The sequence below is a fragment of the Alicyclobacillus hesperidum genome, assembly GCF_900107035.1.
Lineage (GTDB): Bacteria > Bacillota > Bacilli > Alicyclobacillales > Alicyclobacillaceae > Alicyclobacillus > Alicyclobacillus hesperidum.
In genome coordinates this window covers 181,532-202,964 of the sequence record NZ_FNOJ01000003.1, presented here as the reverse complement: position 1 = coordinate 202,964, position 21,433 = coordinate 181,532, and the positions used below count along the sequence as shown (strand labels likewise).

At 54.1% G+C, this 21,433-nt stretch carries 20 protein-coding genes; 14 read left to right on the top strand and 6 right to left on the bottom strand.

Annotation, left to right across the window (positions count from 1 at the left end):
* Positions 1 to 35 precede the first annotated feature (35 nt).
* Both BLU70_RS03480 and BLU70_RS03475 read right to left on the bottom strand, forming a co-directional pair.
* On the bottom strand, positions 36 to 521 hold the full coding sequence (locus BLU70_RS03480; protein WP_074691986.1) for a DUF188 domain-containing protein: 486 nt from the start codon (positions 519 to 521) through the stop codon (positions 36 to 38).
* A 71-nt stretch (positions 522 to 592) separates the two neighbouring features.
* Positions 593 to 1,123: a YceI family protein gene (locus tag BLU70_RS03475; RefSeq protein ID WP_006446131.1), complete on the bottom strand. Its 531-nt coding sequence runs from the start codon at positions 1,121 to 1,123 to the stop codon at positions 593 to 595.
* A gap of 165 nt (positions 1,124 to 1,288) precedes the next feature.
* Here BLU70_RS03475 and BLU70_RS03470 point away from each other — a divergent pair, with 165 nt between their 5' ends.
* The 3 genes from BLU70_RS03470 (at position 1,289) to BLU70_RS03460 (ending at position 3,554) form a co-directional block, all read left to right on the top strand.
* On the top strand, positions 1,289 to 1,624 hold the full coding sequence (locus BLU70_RS03470) for a winged helix-turn-helix transcriptional regulator (protein WP_052012212.1): 336 nt from the start codon (positions 1,289 to 1,291) through the stop codon (positions 1,622 to 1,624).
* 290 nt (positions 1,625 to 1,914) lie between these two features.
* On the top strand, positions 1,915 to 3,042 hold the full coding sequence (sat, locus tag BLU70_RS03465; protein WP_276326107.1) for a sulfate adenylyltransferase: 1,128 nt from the start codon (positions 1,915 to 1,917) through the stop codon (positions 3,040 to 3,042).
* 56 nt (positions 3,043 to 3,098) lie between these two features.
* A complete protein-coding gene (locus tag BLU70_RS03460; protein ID WP_074691980.1) occupies positions 3,099 to 3,554 on the top strand; it encodes a MarR family winged helix-turn-helix transcriptional regulator in 456 nt (151 codons plus the stop codon).
* A gap of 21 nt (positions 3,555 to 3,575) precedes the next feature.
* Here the strand turns inward: BLU70_RS03460 and BLU70_RS03455 are convergent, their stop codons facing one another.
* Together BLU70_RS03455 and BLU70_RS03450 are read right to left on the bottom strand one after the other, a co-directional pair.
* Positions 3,576 to 4,295 (bottom strand): YqjF family protein, encoded by a 720-nt coding sequence (locus BLU70_RS03455; protein ID WP_052012213.1) that lies wholly within the window; start codon positions 4,293 to 4,295, stop codon positions 3,576 to 3,578.
* Positions 4,296 to 4,338: 43 nt separating this feature from the next.
* Positions 4,339 to 5,613 carry a sialidase family protein gene (locus BLU70_RS03450; protein WP_074691977.1) on the bottom strand — a complete coding sequence of 425 codons (1,275 nt, stop codon included), beginning with the start codon at positions 5,611 to 5,613 and terminating at the stop codon, positions 4,339 to 4,341.
* Between the two features lie 206 nt (positions 5,614 to 5,819).
* Between BLU70_RS03450 and gluQRS the strand changes: the two genes are divergently transcribed.
* The 3 genes from gluQRS (at position 5,820) to BLU70_RS03435 (ending at position 9,450) form a co-directional block, all read left to right on the top strand.
* Positions 5,820 to 6,785 (top strand): tRNA glutamyl-Q(34) synthetase GluQRS, encoded by a 966-nt coding sequence (gluQRS, locus tag BLU70_RS03445; RefSeq protein WP_074691974.1) that lies wholly within the window; start codon positions 5,820 to 5,822, stop codon positions 6,783 to 6,785.
* Between the two features lie 9 nt (positions 6,786 to 6,794).
* Positions 6,795 to 7,910: a Gfo/Idh/MocA family protein gene (locus BLU70_RS03440; protein WP_074691971.1), complete on the top strand. Its 1,116-nt coding sequence runs from the start codon at positions 6,795 to 6,797 to the stop codon at positions 7,908 to 7,910.
* Between the two features lie 97 nt (positions 7,911 to 8,007).
* Positions 8,008 to 9,450 carry an aldehyde dehydrogenase family protein gene (locus tag BLU70_RS03435; RefSeq protein ID WP_074692134.1) on the top strand — a complete coding sequence of 481 codons (1,443 nt, stop codon included), beginning with the start codon at positions 8,008 to 8,010 and terminating at the stop codon, positions 9,448 to 9,450.
* A 46-nt stretch (positions 9,451 to 9,496) separates the two neighbouring features.
* Here BLU70_RS03435 and trmB read toward each other — a convergent pair whose 3' ends face one another.
* Positions 9,497 to 10,156 carry a tRNA (guanosine(46)-N7)-methyltransferase TrmB gene (gene trmB / locus BLU70_RS03430; RefSeq protein ID WP_074691968.1) on the bottom strand — a complete coding sequence of 220 codons (660 nt, stop codon included), beginning with the start codon at positions 10,154 to 10,156 and terminating at the stop codon, positions 9,497 to 9,499.
* A gap of 94 nt (positions 10,157 to 10,250) precedes the next feature.
* Between trmB and BLU70_RS03425 the strand changes: the two genes are divergently transcribed.
* Positions 10,251 to 10,790 carry a cysteine hydrolase family protein gene (locus BLU70_RS03425; RefSeq protein WP_100218592.1) on the top strand — a complete coding sequence of 180 codons (540 nt, stop codon included), beginning with the start codon at positions 10,251 to 10,253 and terminating at the stop codon, positions 10,788 to 10,790.
* A gap of 15 nt (positions 10,791 to 10,805) precedes the next feature.
* Here the strand turns inward: BLU70_RS03425 and BLU70_RS03420 are convergent, their stop codons facing one another.
* A complete protein-coding gene (locus BLU70_RS03420; RefSeq protein WP_083341129.1) occupies positions 10,806 to 12,041 on the bottom strand; it encodes a beta propeller repeat protein in 1,236 nt (411 codons plus the stop codon).
* 146 nt (positions 12,042 to 12,187) lie between these two features.
* Between BLU70_RS03420 and BLU70_RS03415 the strand changes: the two genes are divergently transcribed.
* The 7 genes from BLU70_RS03415 to BLU70_RS03385 all read left to right on the top strand — a co-directional run bounded on the left by BLU70_RS03415 (position 12,188) and on the right by BLU70_RS03385 (position 21,429).
* A complete protein-coding gene (locus BLU70_RS03415; RefSeq protein ID WP_244885099.1) occupies positions 12,188 to 13,087 on the top strand; it encodes a GDSL-type esterase/lipase family protein in 900 nt (299 codons plus the stop codon).
* Between the two features lie 69 nt (positions 13,088 to 13,156).
* Entirely contained in the window at positions 13,157 to 14,407 is a 1,251-nt protein-coding gene (locus BLU70_RS03410) for a multidrug effflux MFS transporter (protein WP_083341128.1), read from the top strand.
* On the top strand, positions 14,408 to 16,543 hold the full coding sequence (locus BLU70_RS03405) for a HelD family protein (RefSeq protein ID WP_074691965.1): 2,136 nt from the start codon (positions 14,408 to 14,410) through the stop codon (positions 16,541 to 16,543).
* Between the two features lie 173 nt (positions 16,544 to 16,716).
* Positions 16,717 to 17,922, top strand: a complete 1,206-nt coding sequence (locus BLU70_RS03400; RefSeq protein ID WP_237716397.1) for a helix-turn-helix transcriptional regulator — start codon at positions 16,717 to 16,719, stop codon at positions 17,920 to 17,922.
* Positions 17,923 to 18,353: 431 nt separating this feature from the next.
* Entirely contained in the window at positions 18,354 to 19,634 is a 1,281-nt protein-coding gene (locus BLU70_RS03395; protein ID WP_074691962.1) for an ABC transporter substrate-binding protein, read from the top strand.
* 77 nt (positions 19,635 to 19,711) lie between these two features.
* Positions 19,712 to 20,596, top strand: a complete 885-nt coding sequence (locus tag BLU70_RS03390) for a carbohydrate ABC transporter permease (protein ID WP_083341127.1) — start codon at positions 19,712 to 19,714, stop codon at positions 20,594 to 20,596.
* Positions 20,593 to 21,429, top strand: coding sequence for a carbohydrate ABC transporter permease (locus BLU70_RS03385; protein WP_006446151.1), 837 nt, complete (start codon positions 20,593 to 20,595; stop codon positions 21,427 to 21,429). Before BLU70_RS03390 ends, BLU70_RS03385 begins: the two co-directional genes overlap by 4 nt.
* The last annotated feature ends 4 nt before the right edge of the window (positions 21,430 to 21,433 follow it).

Genomic DNA, 21,433 nt, shown 5'->3' with positions numbered 1-21,433 from the left:
CACAGAGGGATGTAAGTTTAGGAGAGCGCGGGCTTCTATGTATGGCGATCTGTCAATTTCTTGAGAATGTGCGTGAGGCTTTCGCGGAATCGCGCATCATCCTCTGCCGATCTCGCTTTCGGGCCGCGCAACTTAGACCGCATCGAACGTGGCATACGCCGCATACGAGCGCTTATGGCGCGGTTCGCGAGCAACCTATCAATGTTCTCAGCGTCAAAGATGAGTCCGTTTGGCGATAATGCGGCGGCTCCTCTCGCCAGTACGAGCGCGGCCAGGCCGTAATCTTGCGTGACGACTACGGTTGGTACGTTCGGATTGATGTGGTTCACGATAGTCATATCGGCAGCTTGCGGATCGGCATCGACGGTGATGTGATTTGGTTCGTCACGGAGATGGTTGATGGAACTTACCGTGGTCACCATCGCGCCGTATGACGCGGCAAGCTCGCGCGCGATCGCGATGGCGGAGCGCGGGGTGGCATCGGCATCAATCCAAATCGCCACGATTATCTTGAGGTTCATCGTCGTGGCCCTCCTTAAGAAATGAAAAATCGCCACGTCGCGTGGCGATTTTTCATGAGCGAGAACTCTGTTTATGCCTTGCTGGCCTGGATTTCTAGCTCAATTTTCACTTGGTCGCTCACGAGGACCCCACCCGTCTCCAGTGCCGCGTTCCATGTAAGACCAAAATCCTTGCGGTTGATGCTGGTTGTCGCACTGAAACCGGCGACCTCTGCACCCCATGGGTTTTTACCCGTTCCTTCGTAAGTCACATGGAAGGTGACTGGCTTTGTGACCCCACGAATGGTCAAATCACCCGTCATATCGTAAGCATCGGTGCCCGTTTTGGTCGTGCCCGTTGCGCGGAAGGTGATTTGCGGGTGGTTCTCCACATCAAAGAAATCCGCGCTGCGCAGGTGATTGTCGCGGTTTTCGTCACCGGTATCGATGCTCGCAGTCTCGACCGTGAAGTCAATCTCTGCGTTTGTCAAGTCTTCCGGGTCAGCGACAACGGTTGCTGAGAACTGTTTAAAGCTACCGCGTACGGTGGTAAACATCATGTGCTTGACGCTAAAGCCGACGTGGCTGTGGCTCGTATCGACGTTCCATGTGGACTTGGCCATCAGAAGTTGCCTCCCTGTTCATGAGTTCGTTGCGATAGAGCGGACAATCATCCGCGCTTCGTTCATTCCTTATTATTCATCAGTAAAGTTCGTTTGGTAAGTACGCACCTGTAAGTTCCATGGTATACTTGAAGTAACCATAATCGAGTGGGTAGGGATATTCGAGTGGAAAATCATCTGACGCAATCCGAGTGCCTTGTGGCATCAACCCTCCAGGTCATCAGCGGCAAGTGGAAGATGGTGATTCTCTACCACTTGTTTTCGCAACCCAATATGCGGTTCTCTGAGCTCAAGCGCAGAATTCCCGGTGTCTCGCAGCGCGTTCTCACCAAACAACTGCGCGAGTTAGAGCAAGAAGGAATCGTCGTTCGCACCGTCTACCCAGAGGTTCCGCCGCGCGTCGAATATGCCATTTCACCATACGGTCGTTCGTTGCGTCCCATTCTGGACATGATGCATAGTTGGGGTGAGGAGCATTTGAAGCGAACTGGGCGACTGTGAATCAGATAAGCCTGCTTGGGCAGGCGTGCCCTTGCGTTTGTATTATAATCCGAAAGTTTCACTTTTAAACATTTTATGGTTTGTTCTGGGTTTTGAGGGGGGCAAAATCATAGTTTGCCGGTCGATATACTTATAGATTTCTTGTCTGCTCGTGAAAAACGTGGGATGATAGAAGAAGGAGTGAAGCTGTCGGCTGGACATCGGTCGATTGGCCTGACTCGATGCACCCATTAGGCAGGACTAAAGGAGGCACATAAGTGGCAGGTTCAAGCGGAGCCAGCGTTCAACTGGTGAATTTGATGGTCGCTCCAGAAGCGGTTGCGGACAAGCGGGCCAGCCTGAATGCAAAGAAGCAGGTTGTCCTTGATGAAGTGGCTGTTTCTGATGTGTATCAATTGGGGATTGGCGCATTCAGTCCGCTCACGGGTTTTATGTCTGAGCGGGACTATTTGAGTGTCGTCGAATCGATGCGACTCGAAAGCGGATCGATCTGGTCGATTCCTGTTGCACTTCCGGTCTCGGAGGAGCAGGCGAAAGACATTCACTTGGACGACGAAATTGCCCTCGTGCGCCCGGACGGGGTCATCTGTGCGGCGATGCGCGTCGAGCATATGTATCGCCCGAACCTCGAGCACGAGGCGGAAATGGTGTATCGCACGAAGGAGGACGCCCACCCGGGGGTTCGTCGCGTCTATGAGCGAGGATCTGTCTATCTCGGCGGCTCTGTACAGGTGTTTGCTGACGAACGGATCGATGAGTTTTCGAACCACTTCTACACGCCGCAACAAGTTCGCGCCGCCTTCGCGGAACGTGGATGGAAGACAATTGTCGGATTTCAAACGAGAAATCCCGTTCACCGTGCGCATGAATACATTCAAAAGGTCGCATTGGAGACTGTCGACGGGCTGTATCTCAATCCGTTAGTCGGCCCGACGAAAGCGGACGATGTGCCGGCCGATGTGCGCTTGCGCGCTTACAAGGCCATCCTTGAGCACTACTATCCGCAAAACCGCGTCTTCTTTGGCGTCTACAAAGCCGCGATGCGTTATGCCGGCCCGCGCGAAGCGGTCATGCACGCGCTGGTCCGTCGCAACTTTGGTTGCACACACTTCATCGTCGGGCGCGATCACGCCGGTGTTGGCAATTACTACGGTACGTACGACGCTCAGCGGATCTTTGATCACTTCGATTTTGCGGAGTTGGGAATCACGCCATTGTTCTTTGAGCATTCATTCTACTGCAAGCGTTGTGGGGGAATGGCCACGCCCAAAACCTGCCCACATGGCGACGAGGATCACGTCATCCTGTCCGGCACCAAGGTGCGGCAGATGTTGCGAGAGGGCATCGCTCCGCCGCCGGAGTTCAGCCGCCCTGAGGTTGTAAAGGTACTCATGGAATACTACTCAAAACAGGCCTGACGGCCCAAGGTTTGACCGGTCTGCATGGCCGGTTCCTTCCCGGACGGAGGAAGTACATGTCTGACAAACCGTTTGTCAAGCTTGACGATCACCTTTGTTTTACCATTTACGCGTGTTCGCGCGAGACGATGAAGTTGTATCGGCCGCTGCTAGAGCCGCATGGACTCACATTCCCGCAGTATCTCGTGTTGGTCGCCTTGTTCGAACTAGGGGAATGCACCGTCAAGTCGCTTGGCGAACGACTGTATTTAGACTCCGGGACCTTGACGCCACTGCTCAAACGCATGCAAGAGTCGGGGCTGGTGCATCGGCGTCGGGCTGAGGACGACGAGCGGAAGGTTTACGTTTCTCTGACTGAAAGCGGGAAGTCCCTGCGTCAACGGGTTGCGGACGTACCCGAATGTGTTCTTTCGCGCGTACACAATCTCACGATTTCCGACGTCGAGGGACTGCTCACCGATATTCGAACGCTGCTTGGGAAGATTCACGCGGCGACGCAGGTCGACGGTTGACACCGTTACGGAGGCCGCGAATCATGCAGGGATGAGCGGCCAAATGCGAGCGGTAATGGGTTGTGCGGTAAAAAGCAAGGGCTCTGGCGCCAGCGGTGCGAACCCGAAAGGCGTAAACAGGCTGTTGTGTTCAAGGCGCCATCGCGCTTTGCGGAGTTGCCATGGACTGTGGGCGAGATCGCCTCGCCATAGTCTTTCATGCCAATATGTAAATAAGTGAAATCGGTTGACCAGCCATGCTTCGAGCGATCCGCCACTTGGCGTGAATGGCTCAGCGGTCGGAATGGGTTGGTACGTACACGCAAGGCCACCTCGATGCAGGTGGCCATTTGCGTGGAACCTACAGATGGTCTGTTGATGTGTTGAGGAAAAATAAAACCTGGCATATTGATACGGTACGTGAAAGCCAATCCGAGCGAGCGATGGCACAAAAACATGTCCGGCATCCAATCGAAAAAAATAGACGCCCGGTGTGCCACGGTACGTCACATACGTGCGGAGGTTACATTCGGGGAAGTCGGCCAAGCCAGGTAAGGTCGGCAACCCACGCAGATGCATGCGAGTGACATAAAAGGGGATGGCGCTGACCCAAGCCGTCCCGTCATACGTGTCGACCTCTAGACCCACCGGCAAAAGCGGTTGAATGTGCCTTGCTGCGACAGGCCAATGCGCAAACAACAGGTGTTGCCATGTCTGCTCCATCACCCAGCTTACACGGAACAAGCCCCGAAAACTCATCATGGTCATCCTGCCCCCAAACGGTAAGACGTTGTCGTCGTGCAAATTAGGGTGTGCAATGGATGGGAAAAGGATAAGTCGTTGCGCTCCAGGATTCTCCTCCATCAGTCGTGACCATCCAACGGATGGAACCACTCTTCAGAATTTCGATCGCGTATGCCTGCGAGGTTGAGATGGGTTGAACGTCGATGAGCGATGAAACGCGAATCGACGATCCAACTGATTTCCATGTGTCCCCTCCATTGTCCGTTGTGAACACTTTGTTTTGTTTCGGATCGATGGCCCAGCCCGTTTGCGGCGTGACGAAATGAAGGGCGACGCCAGGGGTCCACCGCTCCACTGCGACAGGGCTCCAGGAAACTCCGCCATCGGAACTCCTATAGATGATGTAGACGCGCTTGCTGGCGATGCTTGCCTCGAGAGCCCAGATGCCGACGTTTCCGAAGAACTGCGGCAACTCCGTCCAATGGATATTCGTCAATGCGGCTGTGCCATTCGGGAGTGATAGCTGTGGTAGCTCGCTCGACCACGAACTCCCTGCGTTGGTCGTATACGCAATGGATGTCGGCGATGACCAGCGATAACCCACGGCGGCGCTCGAAAACGAGATCGCTTGGGGTGTACTTGGAAACCAGGGGTTTACAGTTGCCAGTGGGTTTGTCCCGCTCAGAGTGGTCACCCAGTTCTGGCCACCGTTCACGGTTTCCCAAAGGGAAAACAGACTGCCGTCCTCGGCATACGCATATCCGACGTGGGCGTTGACCATGTCGACCTGTCGGACAACTTCCCCGGCGGCAGGCAGGTTCGCCGCAACCCACGTATTGCCTCCGTCGTTGGTGCTGTATATGGTGGTGACACCGTTTTGCAGTGTCGCGACGACCCCTATGTTTTGGCTATCAAATCCGCATGCCGTCACGATGGCGTCCGAGGAGACGACAGTAGGCGGTGTTACATTGCGCCATGTGAGGTCATCGTCCTCGCGATACCACGTGTTCCCGGACACTGCCCATTGGCCGTTCGTCCAAGGCAACAAGGCCGTCGCAGTGAATGCTTCGGAACTAGTCGCGGTGCAGACGGAGGTAGGGATGGACGGGGACACATGAAGGCCTGGCAGCGCGGATCCCTGTGTACGGGGTGCTTTTTTCCCGGGTGTGACTGCTTTTGCAAGTTCGTCAGGTAGACTCGGCCCCTTTTTGGCGAAGTTGGCATGCATATCTGTGCCGACAGCCACGATGGCCCCAAGAAGGATCACAACAATACCCAGCCGTTGCACAGGATCCCTGCGCGAGATGAGCCAGCGACGAACTCGGGTCGGTTTCATCGGTCGTTCTCCTTTCCCGTCGGTGGGCCACTACGTTTCAAACCTATGAATCTCATTCCACGACCTACCACAGAGGTCGAATCCCAGTATGTCATGAACACATGTTAGCGCTCACACGATGGAAATCCTGCTTATCGCCCATTCGGTATCTCGATCATTTTTTGCTACCATAAAAATGACGCTTTGCTTGGCGAGGTGAACGGTAAATGCAGAGAGGCCGTTTTGCACCGAGTCCCACAGGACTTATGCATGTGGGCAATGCCTTTGTCGCCTTGCTTGCCTGGCTACAGATGCGATCCGCAAACGGAGGTTTTATTTTACGCATCGAGGATTTGGACCGCGGCCGCTCGCGCACCCACTTTGTCGAACAGATTGTAAGTGACTTGCGTTGGCTTGGCCTAGATTGGGACGAGGGCCCCGACGTGGGTGGCCCCCATGCCCCGTACGTGCAAAGTCAGCGGATGGCCCGCTACGAACAGGCCATGGCCAAATTGACCGAACGCGGTCTGACCTACCCGTGTTTTTGCAGTCGAGCGGACATTGCGGCCATTGCATCCGCGCCTCATGGATGGTTTGGCGATGAGCCACGTTACGATGGACGTTGTCGGCTGCTGTCGGCAAGTGAGCGCCAGCATCGCGCCGAGCAAAAGTCGCCATCGTTGCGGCTGCAAGTACCAGCCGAGGTTACGGTTTCGTTTGTCGATCTCGTTCGTGGATGCCAAGTAGGGCGGCCGAGTGACGGCGGAGATTTCGTCGTGTGGCGGGCGGACGGCGTCGTCTCGTATCAGTTGGCGGTCGTCGTCGATGACGCCGAAATGGAGGTGACGGACGTGTTGCGCGGGCGCGACTTACTTGCGTCGACATTGCGCCAAGGCTTCCTTTACGAGGCCTTCAAGCTACCACCACCCGCCTATGCGCATGTACCGCTCATCGTCGACGAAGGCGGGCGCAGGCTGTCGAAGCGAGATGGCGATTTGACGCTTTTTGCCCTGCGCTCTATAGGCGTCGCGCCAGAGCGCGTCGTTGGCCTGTTGGCGCATCTGGCCGGTTTGCTTGAGCGCCCTGAGCCGATCCGTCCATACGCACTCATACCTCGTTTTCAGATGGCAAAGCTGCCTGTGTCAGATATCGTGTGGACTGCTGAGCATCAATCTTATCTGCAACCCCATTGAGGTGATCACTTGACGAAATCGTATCGGCAGCTGCGCATGGGTTTGCACGGCTACGGCTTTATTGGCCGTACGCATGTGCTTGCCAGTCAACTCAATCTCGCAAGTTCCAGGCCTTGCCCACACATCGTATGGGATACAGCTGTAGTGCACGATCTCGCTTCACCCGTTGCTGCGCTGGCAAGGCAAACGTTTCGTACGGTGACGGACGACGTGCACGCGTTTTTGCGTGAAGATTTGGATGCTGTGTCCATAGCATCGCCCAACGACGCCCATATGGCTGCACTCGCCAGTGCGCTACAGAATCGCCTCGCCGTGTACTGTGAAAAACCTTTAAGCGGCTTTCTCGACGAGTCTCGGCGCATGGCAGAGATGGTTGAGGCGGCAGGGGTTGTTCATCAAGTTGCGCTTATGTACCGTTTTCATCCGGCGGTGATCGATGCCTACCATTGGTTACGCAGTGGCCGCCTCGGGCGAGTTCTCACGTTTCGCGCCGAACTGCTCCATGGGGGTTATCTAGACCCCAACCGCCCGATGGCGTGGCGCCTGCGCCAAGCGCAAGCGGGTGGGGGAGCTCTTACCGATCTCGGTGTGCACTTAATCGATCTTTTGTTGCACCTGCTTGGCCCGGTTCAAAGACTTGCGGCGGAGTTGCGCACATTTGTGTCAAGTCGTCCGGGTTCGCGAGGAAGCGAGGCGGTGACGGTTGATGACTGGGCCTTGGCAAGGCTCGACATGCAATCGGGCGCAGTCGGTACACTTGAGGTCTCGCGCGTTCACGTGGGACGGGAGCGCGATGGCATCGAGATCGTATGCGAGGGCGGCGTGCTGTACATACCGCTGGATCGCGAGGCGAGGGCCGAGATTTGGTCGCCGGCTGGCGAACCTTTGTCAGGGCCTACGCTGGACTCGCATCCGGTGCTTGCACCGATGCCGGCCAAATTTGCGCAGACGGCGCACTTAAACGCGCACGCCGTCAGTATTGCGGTCTTTGCACTGCGCGCGGCAGGTGAGGAGATTGCTTATCCTGTGCCGACATTCCACGAAGCCTTGGCTGCCGAGCGGCTCGTCGATGCGATGCGGACGTCGGCGGAAGAGGGAGGCAAGTTGGTAACCGTAAGCACCTGACGTGACCTTGTGGCGCATCAGCCCGTTTTCTCGTGGGTATCCTGAGATGGAAATCCGTGTCGTGGACGGGAGCAACAATTGGACGGAGGGATCGACGATGGCAGGAGAGACACATTTGTGGATCGACGGTGATTGGGAGGCGGGAGAGCGCTTGGTGCCTCTTAAAAATCCCTATAGCCAAGACGTCATTGCGCAGATTGGCTACGCTTCCCCCGCGCAGGCGGAGCGGGCCATTGCCGTTGCGGCGCGGGCGGCCAGGTCGTTTCGCCAGGTTCCAGCCTGGCAACGCGCAGCTATCCTGCGTAAAGTGGCTGACTTGATTTCGGATCGGAAAGACGAGTTGGTCGATACCATCGCGCGCGAGGCTGCAAAACCTGTGAAAGCGGCCAGACAAGAGATCGATCGGACCGTTGAGACATATCGCTTTGCGGCAGAAGCCGCACGGACCATCCATGGCGAGACTGTGCCAATGGACGCCGCGCCGCGCGGGGAACACCATGTAGGATTCACGATGTGGCAGCCATTGGGTGTCGTCGTGGCGATCACGCCGTTTAACTTCCCGATGAATCTTGTGGCGCACAAGGTCGGCCCGGCGATTGCCGCGGGCAATGCCATTGTACTAAAGCCAGCGGAACAAACGCCTTTGTCGGCACTCGTGCTCGGCCACATTTTTGCCGATGCCGGACTGCCTAAAGGCGTGCTCAATATCATTCCGGGCGATGGTAAGGAACTCAGTGAAGTGCTTACGACACACCCGGATGTTGCGTATGTCACATTCACCGGTAGTCCATCGGTCGGACGGCAGATCCGTGCACAAGCGGGCTTGCGCAGGGTGACGCTGGAACTCGGATCGAATTCGCCGCTTATCGTCGATGAGGGGTTCTCGGAGCAGGAGTTAGGCAAAATAGCGAGCGAGATCGTCAGCGGGGCGTTTGCGTACAGCGGACAGGTATGCATTTCGATTCAGAGGGTTTATATCCACGATGCGGTGTTTGATGACTTAGTAGAGCGGATTGTCGCGGGGGCGAAAGCGCTTCGGTTTGGCGATCCCATCGATGAGGCAACCGACGTCTCGGCTTTGATCAATGAGCAGGCTGGCAAGCGACTGGCAGGTTGGCTCGATGAAGCGAAGGCGGCTGGGGCGAAGATACTTTGCGGTGGCGACATCGACGGCAATCGCATGCAGCCGACGGTCGTGACAGGCGTGCCTGCCGACGCAAAACTCGTCACAGAGGAGGCGTTTGGGCCCGTCGTCGTCGTCGAACGAATTTCGAGCTGGGAAGTCGGTGTGGAACTTGCGAACCGGTCGAAGTTTGGGCTTAACGCAGGGGTCTTCACGAAGCGGATCGATCGCGCGTTGGCGGCGGTGGAAACGTTGCAGGCAGGTGCGGTCTTGGTCAACCAGGTGCCGACCTATCGCCTGGATCATATGCCCTACGGTGGTGTCAAGGAGAGCGGTGTCGGCCGTGAAGGGGTTGTCTATGCGATGTACGACATGATGGAGCGCAAACTGGCGGCATTTCGCACGAAATCCCTGTAAAAGATACAAACGGCGAGGCCAGGGACATGCCCTGGTCTCTTGCGTTTCACTCAGCTTGTTTTGGACGAGCGCGCAAATAGTATATGGGCAAACCCACGCTGCGGAACTTGGCCTCGTATTCGGTCTGCACATATTTGCTGGACAAGCTTGTTCCGTCGGGTTCACCTTCTGCAAATGCGCGCGCGCATTCGGCGATGTCCCAACCATTTTCCGCAAGTGAAGCCAGCGACCAGTTAAATAGATCGAGGTTGTCCGTCTTTTGTTCGAGCCAACCGTCTGCACACAGCCATTTTGCGTACAGGGCAAGCTTCTTCGCGTGGGTCAGGCGGCGATCGTAATGGCGTCGGCGCGGCCACGGGTCGGAAAAGTTCAGGTAGATGCGGGCGACGCGAGGTTCGTGCCAAAGCTCTCCGATATGTCCAATGTCCCCGACGATAAACGTCGTGTTAGACAGTCCCTGCCGAGCCGCGCCCGCAGCCGCTTTGGCAGCGACCGCCAGCATTTTGTCGACGCCCACAAAGGTTGTGTCCGGGTGGAGCTTGGCCATGGTTTGCAAAAAGCCACCCTTTCCACAGCCAATCTCCAGGCAAAACGATTTTCGTTGCGCGGCATACCACACTTGTAGATCGTCTTTGCGGGCGTCAAGCAGCTTTTCGCCGCCTTGTTCAAGCCATTTTCCCAATCGATGTGATCCTCGGTAGCGCATAACTTCCCCTCATTTCTTGCGTCATCGTATCTGGTTGGCAGTTTTGTTGCAAGTATGGGTACAATGTGGGCAACAAATGGTTGGGGGCTTTGTCATGGCCAAAGAAGCGTTACTTATTGTCGACATGTCAAACGATTTTGTGCACGATGAGGGAAGCCTCACCGCCGGTCGAGCGGCACAGGCGATTGTTCCATACATCGTGGAGCTAGCGGATCGCATGGTGAGAGACGGACAGATCGTTGCCGTCTGCATGGATGAGCATCAGGAAGGAGATCCACATTTCCTCGATTGGCCGCCACACAACGTCAAAGGGACGTGGGGGCAGCAACTGTACGGCGACCTCGCCACTTGGTATGACCGGGAGCGCGATCGCGACAGCGTGATGTATGTCCCCAAGGCCAGCTACAATGCCTTCTCTGGCACCGACCTCGCCGTTCGCCTGCGCGCTTTCGGCGTAGAGCGGGTACACATTGTCGGCGTCTGCACAGACATCTGCGACTTTCTCACAGCTGGCGGTGCGTACGACGCTGGTTTTGCGACCGTTGTGCACCGCGCTGGCTGCGCGACCTTTACGGACCAAGGCGAGCTATTTTTAGAGCATATGCAGCGTTGCTTTCACACCGAGATCGTGTAAATGCGCGCCATTTCATCACATGACCTGCCAGTGCATGCCGCCATCCTGCGAGCGCAAGAGCGTTGCATTAAGTTTGGAGTCGAGCGCAAGTATATACCATGTCGCGGGATCCGCGATATCAAGCGTAATATGAATTGCACTGGCAAGGCTACCCTGTAGCGAATGACCAACCGTGTACCAGCTTTGCCCGTCGTCCAAGCTGCGGAGAATCGTTTCTTCGCTGTTGCGCAATTCAAGCAACACAAGGCCATCGGGTGCAATGGCGGACATTGCTTGCACTTGGCCTACGATTAAATCGTTGACAGTCCAATTTTTCCCGTACGTGGACGTGCAGACATACAGTTGATTGCCGTTCGCTGTCGGCACCATGAACGCCACCATCAGGGATTGATTCGAATTCGCTTTGACGAACTCGACAACCGGAGGCGCGGTAGCCTGGGATGGCAGCGTCAATGCACTTGTGTGCCAGTGCAGACCGCCGTCTATCGTTTCGACGACATTGACCGTTTTGGTCAAATCGTCGACTCCTGCGTACAAGCCCGTCTTGCCGTTGGGGGCAAAATCCAGACGTGCGGCATAGCCGTTGTGGACAAGTTCATCCTGCGAATTGTTCACCATGTGCCAAGCTTGTCCGCCGTCGGTAGTCGCAAACAGATATTTCGCGGCGGCGCCGCCGCTGGCGTCATCTTCGAACAATAGCCAACCTGCTTTTGCACCTTGCCACTCGCCAAATGCGACCTGAGACACGCCGGCAGGAAGGGAGAACGTCGATGGACTCCATGTCGAGCCGCCGTCGCGCGTAGTCAGGATGTGCGCTTCACCAGTATCGATCCACACCAAGGACCACATGCGTTTGGACGAGACGATTGGATATACATAGTCGACGCCGCTAGGGCCGTTTGCCACAACATCGTCGGTAGGCAAGGGAGGCAGGGATTGGCGGACCCACGTGTGTGCACCGTCTTCCGTTGCATACAACACAAAGTGGCTCCCTTGATACCCCCACGCCACACCCGCGCGATCGTCAAACATATGGATCTGTGCATCAATGGCGTGTACGGCGTTCGCGAATGTCGCGGGAGTCGTTGTTGCTTTGGCTGCAATTCGCTGCAGTGCGCTCCCCGCCGCCTGGGTACCGTGTCCATGCACGACACTGGCGGCTGCTGGCGGCTCGGTTGGCGTTGCTCCACACCCTGCAAGCAACCCTGTGATGCCGACCATGGATGCAAGCAAAACAACGCGCGCGTGCATGTCAATCGCCTCCCTATTTCTTAAAGTATACCAAACGAATTCCAAAACGTGCTTCCAAACGCGCATACGCAATCCTATAATGAGAATAGATTGTGGTGCGAGAATCTACAAACTGAAATGAATGCGGACGGAAGTGGGAGTTCCAGATGACGATATTAGGTCCCCTTGCAATCTCAATCGCCTCTGTCACGATGTTGTCATGGTCCGCGCAGATGCATGTGGGCGAGCAGTTGGCAAAGCCTGTCGCCGATATTCACGCGACAGCTTCCCACCAAATGGCGAACCGTGTTGTCGGAAACCTCGTGGCACTCGGCGATTCCATCACGTTTGGTTACAACCTTGGCAATAACCGCGCGCCTTCGCAGCTTGCGTTTCCCTATCTCATTGGGAGCAAAGTACACGACAACGTTATGGATCTCGGCGTTCCAGGGTGGACCAGCGCGAATCTGCTGCATGCGCTGCAATCAGATCCGAGTATGCGGGCGGATGTCCAAAAGGCCAACATCGTAACCATCGATATTGGCAGTAACGATTTACTGCAACCAGCCCTCTCGTTGCTTTCTGAAAGTGCAGCGAATTGGCACGACGTTTCGCTGACAGCGGCTCAATCTACACAGTTGGCTGCTCGGCTTAGTAGCGGTGTGCAGGACATTGCGACAAACGTAGCGGCTATTTTGCGCGACGTCCATACGCTTAATGCGAAGGCGACTGTCGTCGTATACGACTTGTACAATCCCATTCCAGTGTCGGATCGCTCGCTGTACATGGCCGCTGAGGCCGCTATCGGCGCTGCGAATGTACAGATTGCCAAAGACGCCGTCGAGTACGGAGATGCGATTGCGGACGCCTATGATGCGTTTGCCGGGCATAGCAACTATATTTTGCAGAACGACGTGCACCCGAGCGTAGCAGGGCAAGCCGCCCTGGCCAAGCAAGGGGAGGAGGCCCTTTCGATGTCGGCCGCCTTTCAGGCCATTGCTTCGCCCAACGGATGGAATTCTATAACACAGTGGCTCGGTCAACAATTGGCGAACGGCATATCGTGATGGCGAGGTATAGAACAGGCGCCCTAACACCATTCTGGTGCGAAGGTGGTCGTCGCGGAGAGGAGCCTTATGAACAGCGAATTACAGCAGGTATCTGACACAGTGGTGCATCCGCCCAGAACGGCGTGGGGGCGCTTGAAGATGGCTTCTATTCTGGGCGTGTTGACGGCCATCGCGCCGCTGTCCATCGACATGTATTTACCCGCGCTACCGACGATGGCGCGCGATTTGCACGCGGCGACGGCGACGGCGCAACTTAGTTTGACGGCCTGTTTGGTCGGGCTCGCGATTGGCCAGCTTTTCGCTGGCCCCGTGAGCGATGCCAGTGGCCGCAAACGCCCACTCTTGGCAGGACTTGTGTTGTATTTGTTGGCCTCGCTCTTATGTGGATGGATGCCTTCGGTCTGGGGACTTGTTGCACTCAGGTTTGTGCAGGGCCTGTGTGGTTCCGCAGGCATCGTGATCGCTCGTGCGATTGTGCGAGACATGTACAGCGGGATTGAATTGACGCGCTTCTTTTCACTCCTGATGTTGGTGAATGGCGTGGCTCCCGTGCTGGCGCCGGTCATCGGTGGTCAGCTACTGCGCTTCACGTCGTGGCGGGGGGTGTTTTTCATCCTCTGTGGCATCGGTGTCGTCTTGACGGTACTGGTGGCACTCTCCTTGCCGGAGACGCTGCCTGAACACCACCGTACGCGAGGTGGCATAGAAGGGACGATATCTGCGTTTGGGCGTTTGTTTCGCGATCCCGTCTTTGTGGCGTACGCCTTTGCGCAAGGACTCGTGTCCGCTGGTATGTTTGGATATATCTCCGGATCGCCTTTTGTATTGCAGGACATCTATGGGCTTTCGCCGCAGTGGTTCAGCGTCTGTTTTGCCATCAATGGCATTGGCATTGTACTCGCTTCCCAAGTGAGCGGATGGCTTGCCAATCGCGTGGAAGGTCCGCGTTTGTTCCGGTCGGGAGCGTGGATCGCCGCGCTGGGAGGCGTCTCTTTGCTGCTGAGTGTGTTGTTGGGTGCGGGACTTGCGGGGATCTTGCCGTCGCTGTTTTTCCTCGTGTCCAGTGTCGGCATTGTCAGTACCTTGGGTGCGTCGCTTGCGATGCAAAACCATGGACGCGCCGCCGGGAGCGCCGCTGGTTTGATCGGCGTTTCGCAGTTGTTGCTTGGCGCAATCGCGACACCGCTTGTAGGTTTGGGGGGCGCGCGCACAGGGCTGCCGATGGGGATCGTCATTGCCTGCGCAGACGTTGGGTCACTCGTATGGTATGCCGCTTGGTCGTTGCGCATCAACATGGATGGCAGGGAGGTAACGTAAATGAATGAGGCCGATGCATTTCCTCGTGCGGCGATCGATCCGTTCGAGGAGGAGGCAGGGCGGCTTCAGCACGTGTTGCGGACAATGGAGCACGCTTTGGCTGGCGGGCCGAAGCCGCCTGTGCGCGACGAGGATGAGGAAGACCAGGATGAAGCGTTGACCGCAGACGAAGTCGCGGATGTCGCGGTCGCCGAATTGGCTCGCGAGCGGCGGCGCGAAATCGAGCGGGCGATGCGGGAACCGTATTTCGGGCGGATCGACTTCTCCCCCGCGGGGATGAGTCGCCAGCGCTTGTACATCGGCAAGCGCGGCATTGACGATCCGGCTTCCGGCGATCGCATCGTCCTAGATTGGCGCGCACCTGCAGCCAGCCTATTTTATTCATTCGCAGGACAAGGGGACGAAGCGAGCTACGTCTCGCCGGAGGGCGAGGTGCGGGGAAAGGTATCGCTGAAGCGAAACATCGTCGTTCGCGATGGCGAATTGCAGCGCGTGGTAGACAGCTATGTTGAAGGCCAGGACCAGGCTGCGGCGACGGACGAGTTTCTCCTTTATCGGCTCCAGGATGCGAAAGACAGTCGCCTGCGCGACATCGTCGCGACCATACAGGCGGAACAAAATGACATTATTCGAGCGGATAGGAGCTTGCCGATTGTTATCCAAGGCGTCGCTGGTAGTGGCAAAACAACCGTCGCCCTCCACAGGCTCGCATACCTCTTGTACCAGCATCCCGAACGCCTGCGCGCCGAACGTATGGTGATTTTTGCACCATCGGCGATGTTCGTCGACTATATTTCTGAGGTACTCCCCGAACTAGGCGTAGGAGGCGTACAGCAGACGACCTTTTCCGCGTTTGCTTTGCGCGTGCTGGATCACGCTGTGCTTCTGGTCGATCCCGGTGAACGTCTGCGCCAGCGGTTCGCGCTTCGCCAACCGCCGGAATATGCGACCGCCATGCGGGAGGTGGAGTGCAAAGGCAGGCTTGAAACGTGGCATAGCCTGCAGGCATTTCTCGGCGAAAGTGAACAGTCGATGCTGCCAATGGGAGCAGCAGTCGCACCGTTCGGCCGTTCCCTCGAACATGCGACAATCGCTCGCTGGTTTTTCGAAGAATATGCCAACTATCCAGTCTTTGTACGTAGGCAGCGCGTATTGGCACGCGTCCGTCGGCACTTCGAAATGGAAGCCAAAGCGGCTGGCCAGACAGATAAATCGTCAAAGCGAAAGTTGGCGGCAGCCATTCGCCAGTATGAAGAGCGGTGGCCGAACATGGAGCCACTCACGTTCTATCGCAGGTTTCTTGAATGGCATCCTGAGTTGACGACGTCTTCGCTGCGCCAGCCTGAGAAACGCGGTGCACGTCCGCAGGTACAGCCGGAAGATCTGCCGCTTCTGCTCGCGATTCATCAGTGGTTGTACGGTATTGATCCGCGCGATCGGTTCGATCACGTTGTGATCGACGAAGCGCAAGACTTCTCACCTGTACATTTGCAGGTTTTGCGAGCCTATTGTCCGAGCAACTCGTTCACCATTCTTGGAGATCTCTCACAGAGCATCCACAGTGAAGCGGGAATCCGCGAATGGAGTGCGTTCATTGACCAATTTCCGAGCGGTTGTCGCTACGTGGAACTGTCGGTGTCGTACCGTTCGACTTTCGAGATCATCGAGTTTGCCAATCGAATGTTGCGGCCTTTTGGCCCAGCGGTCGAAGCAAAGCCCGTGTTCCGCAGCGGTGATAAGGTGCTGGTGGAAGAGGTGGCGTGGCGAGATCGCTTTGAGGCTGTGCTTCATCGCATCATAGGAATGCGTGAGTCGTCTTCAACAGTTGCCGTGTTGACACGTACGGAAGAAGATGCTCACGTTTATCACAATGCCTGTTTGGAAGCAGGGCTCGACGCCCATTTGTTGACGGCCGATCGCGGCGATTACGAAGGCGGCATCAGCATTGTCCCAATTTACCTTGCGAAAGGTTTGGAATTTGACAGTGTGATTGTCGTCGATGCCGATGCAAACCATTACAATTGGAGCGAGCGCGATGCAAAGCTCTTATATGTAGGTTGTACAAGAGCCTTGCACCGACTTTGCATTCTCTACGCAGAGCCCATTACGCAGTTGCTTGAGTGGACGAAAGCCTAAGGGTACTCGTCCACTTTCGTTTTTTAGCTGGACATCATTTGTTTAGTTTCGAAAACAAAAATCAAAAAAGACAATAATGGTATACAATACGTCTCCCTGTCTTGCATGTTATTCTTTATAATGATTTTGAGAAACCGTTTTCATTCCTCGTGGGGCGCGGGGGGAGGGCTACCGTGAGCTTAAGTGTGCAGACAAATATAATGGGCCAACCAGTGTTTCATGCGTTTGTCGAACAAGGGCCAGCTTGGCCAATGACTTCATGGGATGTCTTGCAACAAAAGCCGATTGAAGTCAACTTTATGGAAGTGGGCAAACTTCTCGAACGAGTTCACGAGCGAAAAGAACTCTTGTTGTGCACCATACGAAGTTCTCAGGTCGTTCCCATTTATCCGTTTTTGACACAGATGCAGGCGGGGGGGTTTGAATGCATCCATGTGCTAACATGTGATGCCAACACCTATATCATTACGTTTGCCGCGTTTTCGCCCGAGCGTGCGATGGGATCGTTCGAAGCCGGCATTGCTCGCCTCGCTTCAGAAAGATCGCTAGTTGGTGTCAGTCGGACGTTCATCGACACTGATGTGCGCCGTTGGTGGACCGCAGTACTCGAGTCGACGTCCGCCTGTCACTTGAATATCTATCAGGACCATGTGTTTTCCCGATTGGACCGCGAACTCGTTGCCATTTCCGACGAGGATCGCATGCGCTTTTTGAGCCGCATAATCACAGCCTTGGACGATCGCGGTTACGAAGGCGCCGCCGCCGTGATCGACCAGGTCTTTAATCAGATTGTGGAGCATAACTACCGCATTGAGGACGTGGCCGAATTGTCCTCGCAGGTACTTTTGGCGGCGGTTGGACTGAAGGCTGGCAGCGGGCGCGACAGGCTGGTGCAGTTGCCGCTTTCGACGCGCCAGTGGCTTCAGTACGTAGCCAAACAATGCCCGAAGTGGTGGGACTGGCGCGATCGGCTGAAACAGTCCTTGATGGTCATCATGGGTCGCGAAGAGGCGCTCACGTCGGCACACAGTGCGCAAATCGGGCAGGTCATTCAGGTGATTGAGTCGAACTACGATTCGGATCTCGACGTTGCGTCATTGGCGGCTCGCGTATTCTTGAGTCCGAGCTATTTAAGTAAGCGATTTAAGAGCGAGACTGGCATGACGATTCGCGAATTCATTGTTCAGACTCGTTTGAATAAGGCAAAAGATATGCTTCTACATGATTTTCATCTCAAAGCTTACGAAGTTGGAGCTCATGTTGGCTATCCGGATCCCACATACTTCAATAAGTTGTTCAAACGACAAGTGGGATTGACGCCGAAGGCATTTCGAGATCGCGCCGTGCGTCAGTCGCTTGGTATTCACGAATCGGAATAATTGAATCACATATGCTTTATACCATTGGCCTGCCAAGAGTGAAAACGCTCTCTGGCAGGCCAATTTATTGTACATACAACCTTCCTCATTCGTTAGGATAACGAATGAACCAAACGGGTTGGAACCTACATCGCATGTGTTGAGATGAGCAGGCTCCATATTTCAACATAGATATTGATATTTTTCATTCGGTTATGACCTTTAAGTGTACCTTTCACACCTTATACATCCGCATTTCATTTCACCGTTTCCGAAAACCTAATAAAATATACGAAACAAAAATATTGCCTCATTTCGGTTGGATAACGATATTTAGTTATTTGCAAACAACATACTTTTTGTTATCCTAAAGTTAGGTCTTCGGTGTTGCGTGATGTGCGGTGGACCGAACCGACGTGCTTTATTGTGAGAATGAGAAGGGGGATCTTGAAGTGAAAAAGTGGGTTGCAGTAGCCTCCATTACAGGTGTAAGCGCTTTGGTCTTGGCGGGGTGTGGAACTCAGAATGCTGGCGCATCGGCAAATAACACGAGCCAAACGGGTGCGGCGTCGCAAGCCGTCAAAACGATCACCGTCTTAACGAATCGAACGGATATGCAGGCGAATGGCATGCTGAAGAAATATGCTCAGGCCTTCGAAAAAACACATCCTGGAATCACCGTGAAGTGGCAGACATTCGTAGATAATAGCACGGTGCAGGCTCAGATGAATGGTGGGACATATCCGGACGTGATGTTAATCTTGCCTAACATCACCCCAAATGAATTACCACAATTCTTTGTGCCTCTCGATACTTTGGGATTGGATAATAAGATATATTTTAAGGATTTCCAATCCTATGGTGGGCATGTTTACGGGATACCGACGTTTGGCGATGTGAATGGCATTGTATACAACAAGGCGGCATTTAAAAAAGCTGGAATCACTTCCCCGCCGACAACATTGAACGCGTTCTATGCGGATTGTGCAAAATTGAAAAAACACGGAATTATTCCTATCGCACTTAATTACACGGATAAGTGGCCACTTGCCAATTGGACTGACACGCTTCCTAATGTGATCGCAGGCAATCCTAATTATCTCAACACCATGGTTCAAAGCAAAGCTCCGTTTACTCCGAACTCACCTATGGGACGGGCGTTGAATATCGTCGATACCATCGTGAAAAACGGTTGGGCAGAGCCTGATTGGAAGAATACGAACTGGGCGAATTCGAAGACGCTGGAGGCTCAGGGCAAGGTTGCCATGATGTATTTAGGGCAGTGGGCCATTCCGCAAATTGTCTCAGCTGGGACGACCAGTTCAAACGTAGGCTTCTTCCCGTTTCCTGCGACAAATCAAGGAAAACCTCTTGCGATCATGACACCGGACTGGGAGTTAGCCGTTAACAAGCACAGCAAAAACATTCCGGCAGCCGAGGAATTGGTCAAATGGATGGTGCTTGATTCGGGGTATCCGAACTATGCCGGAGGTCTTCCTCCTGTCAAAGGTATGAAGTCAAATGTGCCTCAAATTCAACAGTTATACGCACAGGCTAAAGTGGTTCAAGGCGTTCCGAGCACGACCGCGTTAACGCAATTGGAAAACACGTCGCAAATCGATATCAATGGAGGCGGTGCAGTGCAAACGGTACTGAATGCACCAAATTTCACATCCGCCTTGCAACAGTTGAACCAGCAATGGGAAAATGCTGCCTCATTGTCGGGACAATGATGTGATGGATAGCTTTCAGCATTCAATCCCCTTTGGTTGGGATTGAATGCTGAAAGAATTGGGGAGAGTGAATCAATGTGAATTTTCACATCAGTTACAAAGCCCAGCGCATGTTTTTGATTTTGGGTTTCTTGATCGTTCCACTAGCTCTACTCGTGACTTTTTCACTATACCCAGCAATTAAATTGGTTCTCTATAGCTTCACATCCTGGAATGGACTCACGACCTCCTATCCTTGGGTTGGGTTGCATAATTATATTGAAATTTTTAGGAATCCAGCCTTGTTTGGGGTGTTTATTCATAATTTTAGCTATTTCATTGGTGGGCTTGTCCAAAACGTCATTGCGTTGGGGTTTGCATTGCTACTGAGTAAAAAAGTAAAAATCCGCAACGGATTTCGTTCTATTTTGTTTATTCCGTATATGCTAAACGCAGTAGCTGTTGTATATATATTCCAATTTATGTACCAGGATAATGGGGCTATCAATACGATTTTGCGCGTGGTAGGCCTTGGAGCACTGGCGACCGACTGGATTGGCAATAACCATGTGATTAACTGGGCGTTGGCCTTTGTTTCGCTGTGGGAATACTTTCCGTTCAATATGGTGATTTATCTCGCAGCCATACAATCCATCCCAGAGGACATGTACGAGGCAGCTCTTTTGGATGGAGCTTCGGCGTGGCAGACACTTTGGTATGTGACCTTGCCAAACTTGAGGGCAATCATCCAAGTTAACCTGTTACTGACCGTCTCGGGAGCACTTGAAGCGTTTAATATCCCATTTATCATGACAAACTCTGCGCCGGCTGCAGCAACCTTTTTAACTCAGACGATGAATGTCGCGTTTGTGTTTAATAATTACGGACTTGCCTCTGCGATGGCTATTGTACTCTTGGTCATTGTCGTACTGGTTATTAGTATTCAGCGCAAAATCGTCGGTGGAGGTGACGATGTCGTATGACGACCAAAATGACCAAGCTCACAGGAAGTATTGCCAAGTATATGGTCCTGACCATTGGTGTGATTGTCGTTGTCTTTCCATTATATATTGCTGTCGTCAATTCGTTAAAAAGTAATGCGGATATGAATCGGCTCAGCCCATTACAACCCCCGGCACACCCTGATTGGCAAAACTACGTTACCGCATGGACGGGTGGGACTTTGGGATCCGCATTTCTCAACACCTTCTTTATCATCGTGTTGGCCGTTGTCGGCAATATTGTTTTTGGAACGATGGTAGCGTATGTGTTAGGGCGGTTTAACTTTCCATTCAAACGAGTCATCATGGGGGCGTATCTTGTTGCCATGTTTATTCCCACCATGACCGTTCAAGTCGCTATCTTTGGCATAATCAAGAATGTTGGGTTGTTCGATACGAGATATGCTATGGTTCTTCTTTATTTAGGAACCAACGTCGTTCAAATCTATATTTATATGCAATTTGTAAAAAGGATTCCCGTTTCGCTTGATGAAAGCGCAATGTTGGATGGGGCATCCTACTTTCGCATCTATCGTTCTATCATTTTTCCTCTGTTAGCTCCTGCTAGCGCTACTGTTGCGATACTGCAGACGATTGCTATCTACAATGATCTTTATTCGCCATATCTCTACATGCCTTCAACCAACTTAGGCGTCGTCTCGACCGCGCTTCTGCGGTTTGAAGGTCCTTACTCCGCACAGTGGAACTTGATTATGGCTGCATCGGTTATCATTGCGATTCCGTTATTGCTGATTTACCTTTTTCTGCAGCGTTATATCTTCGCTGGTATCGTCAACGGAGCGGTTCGCGAGTAGAAGG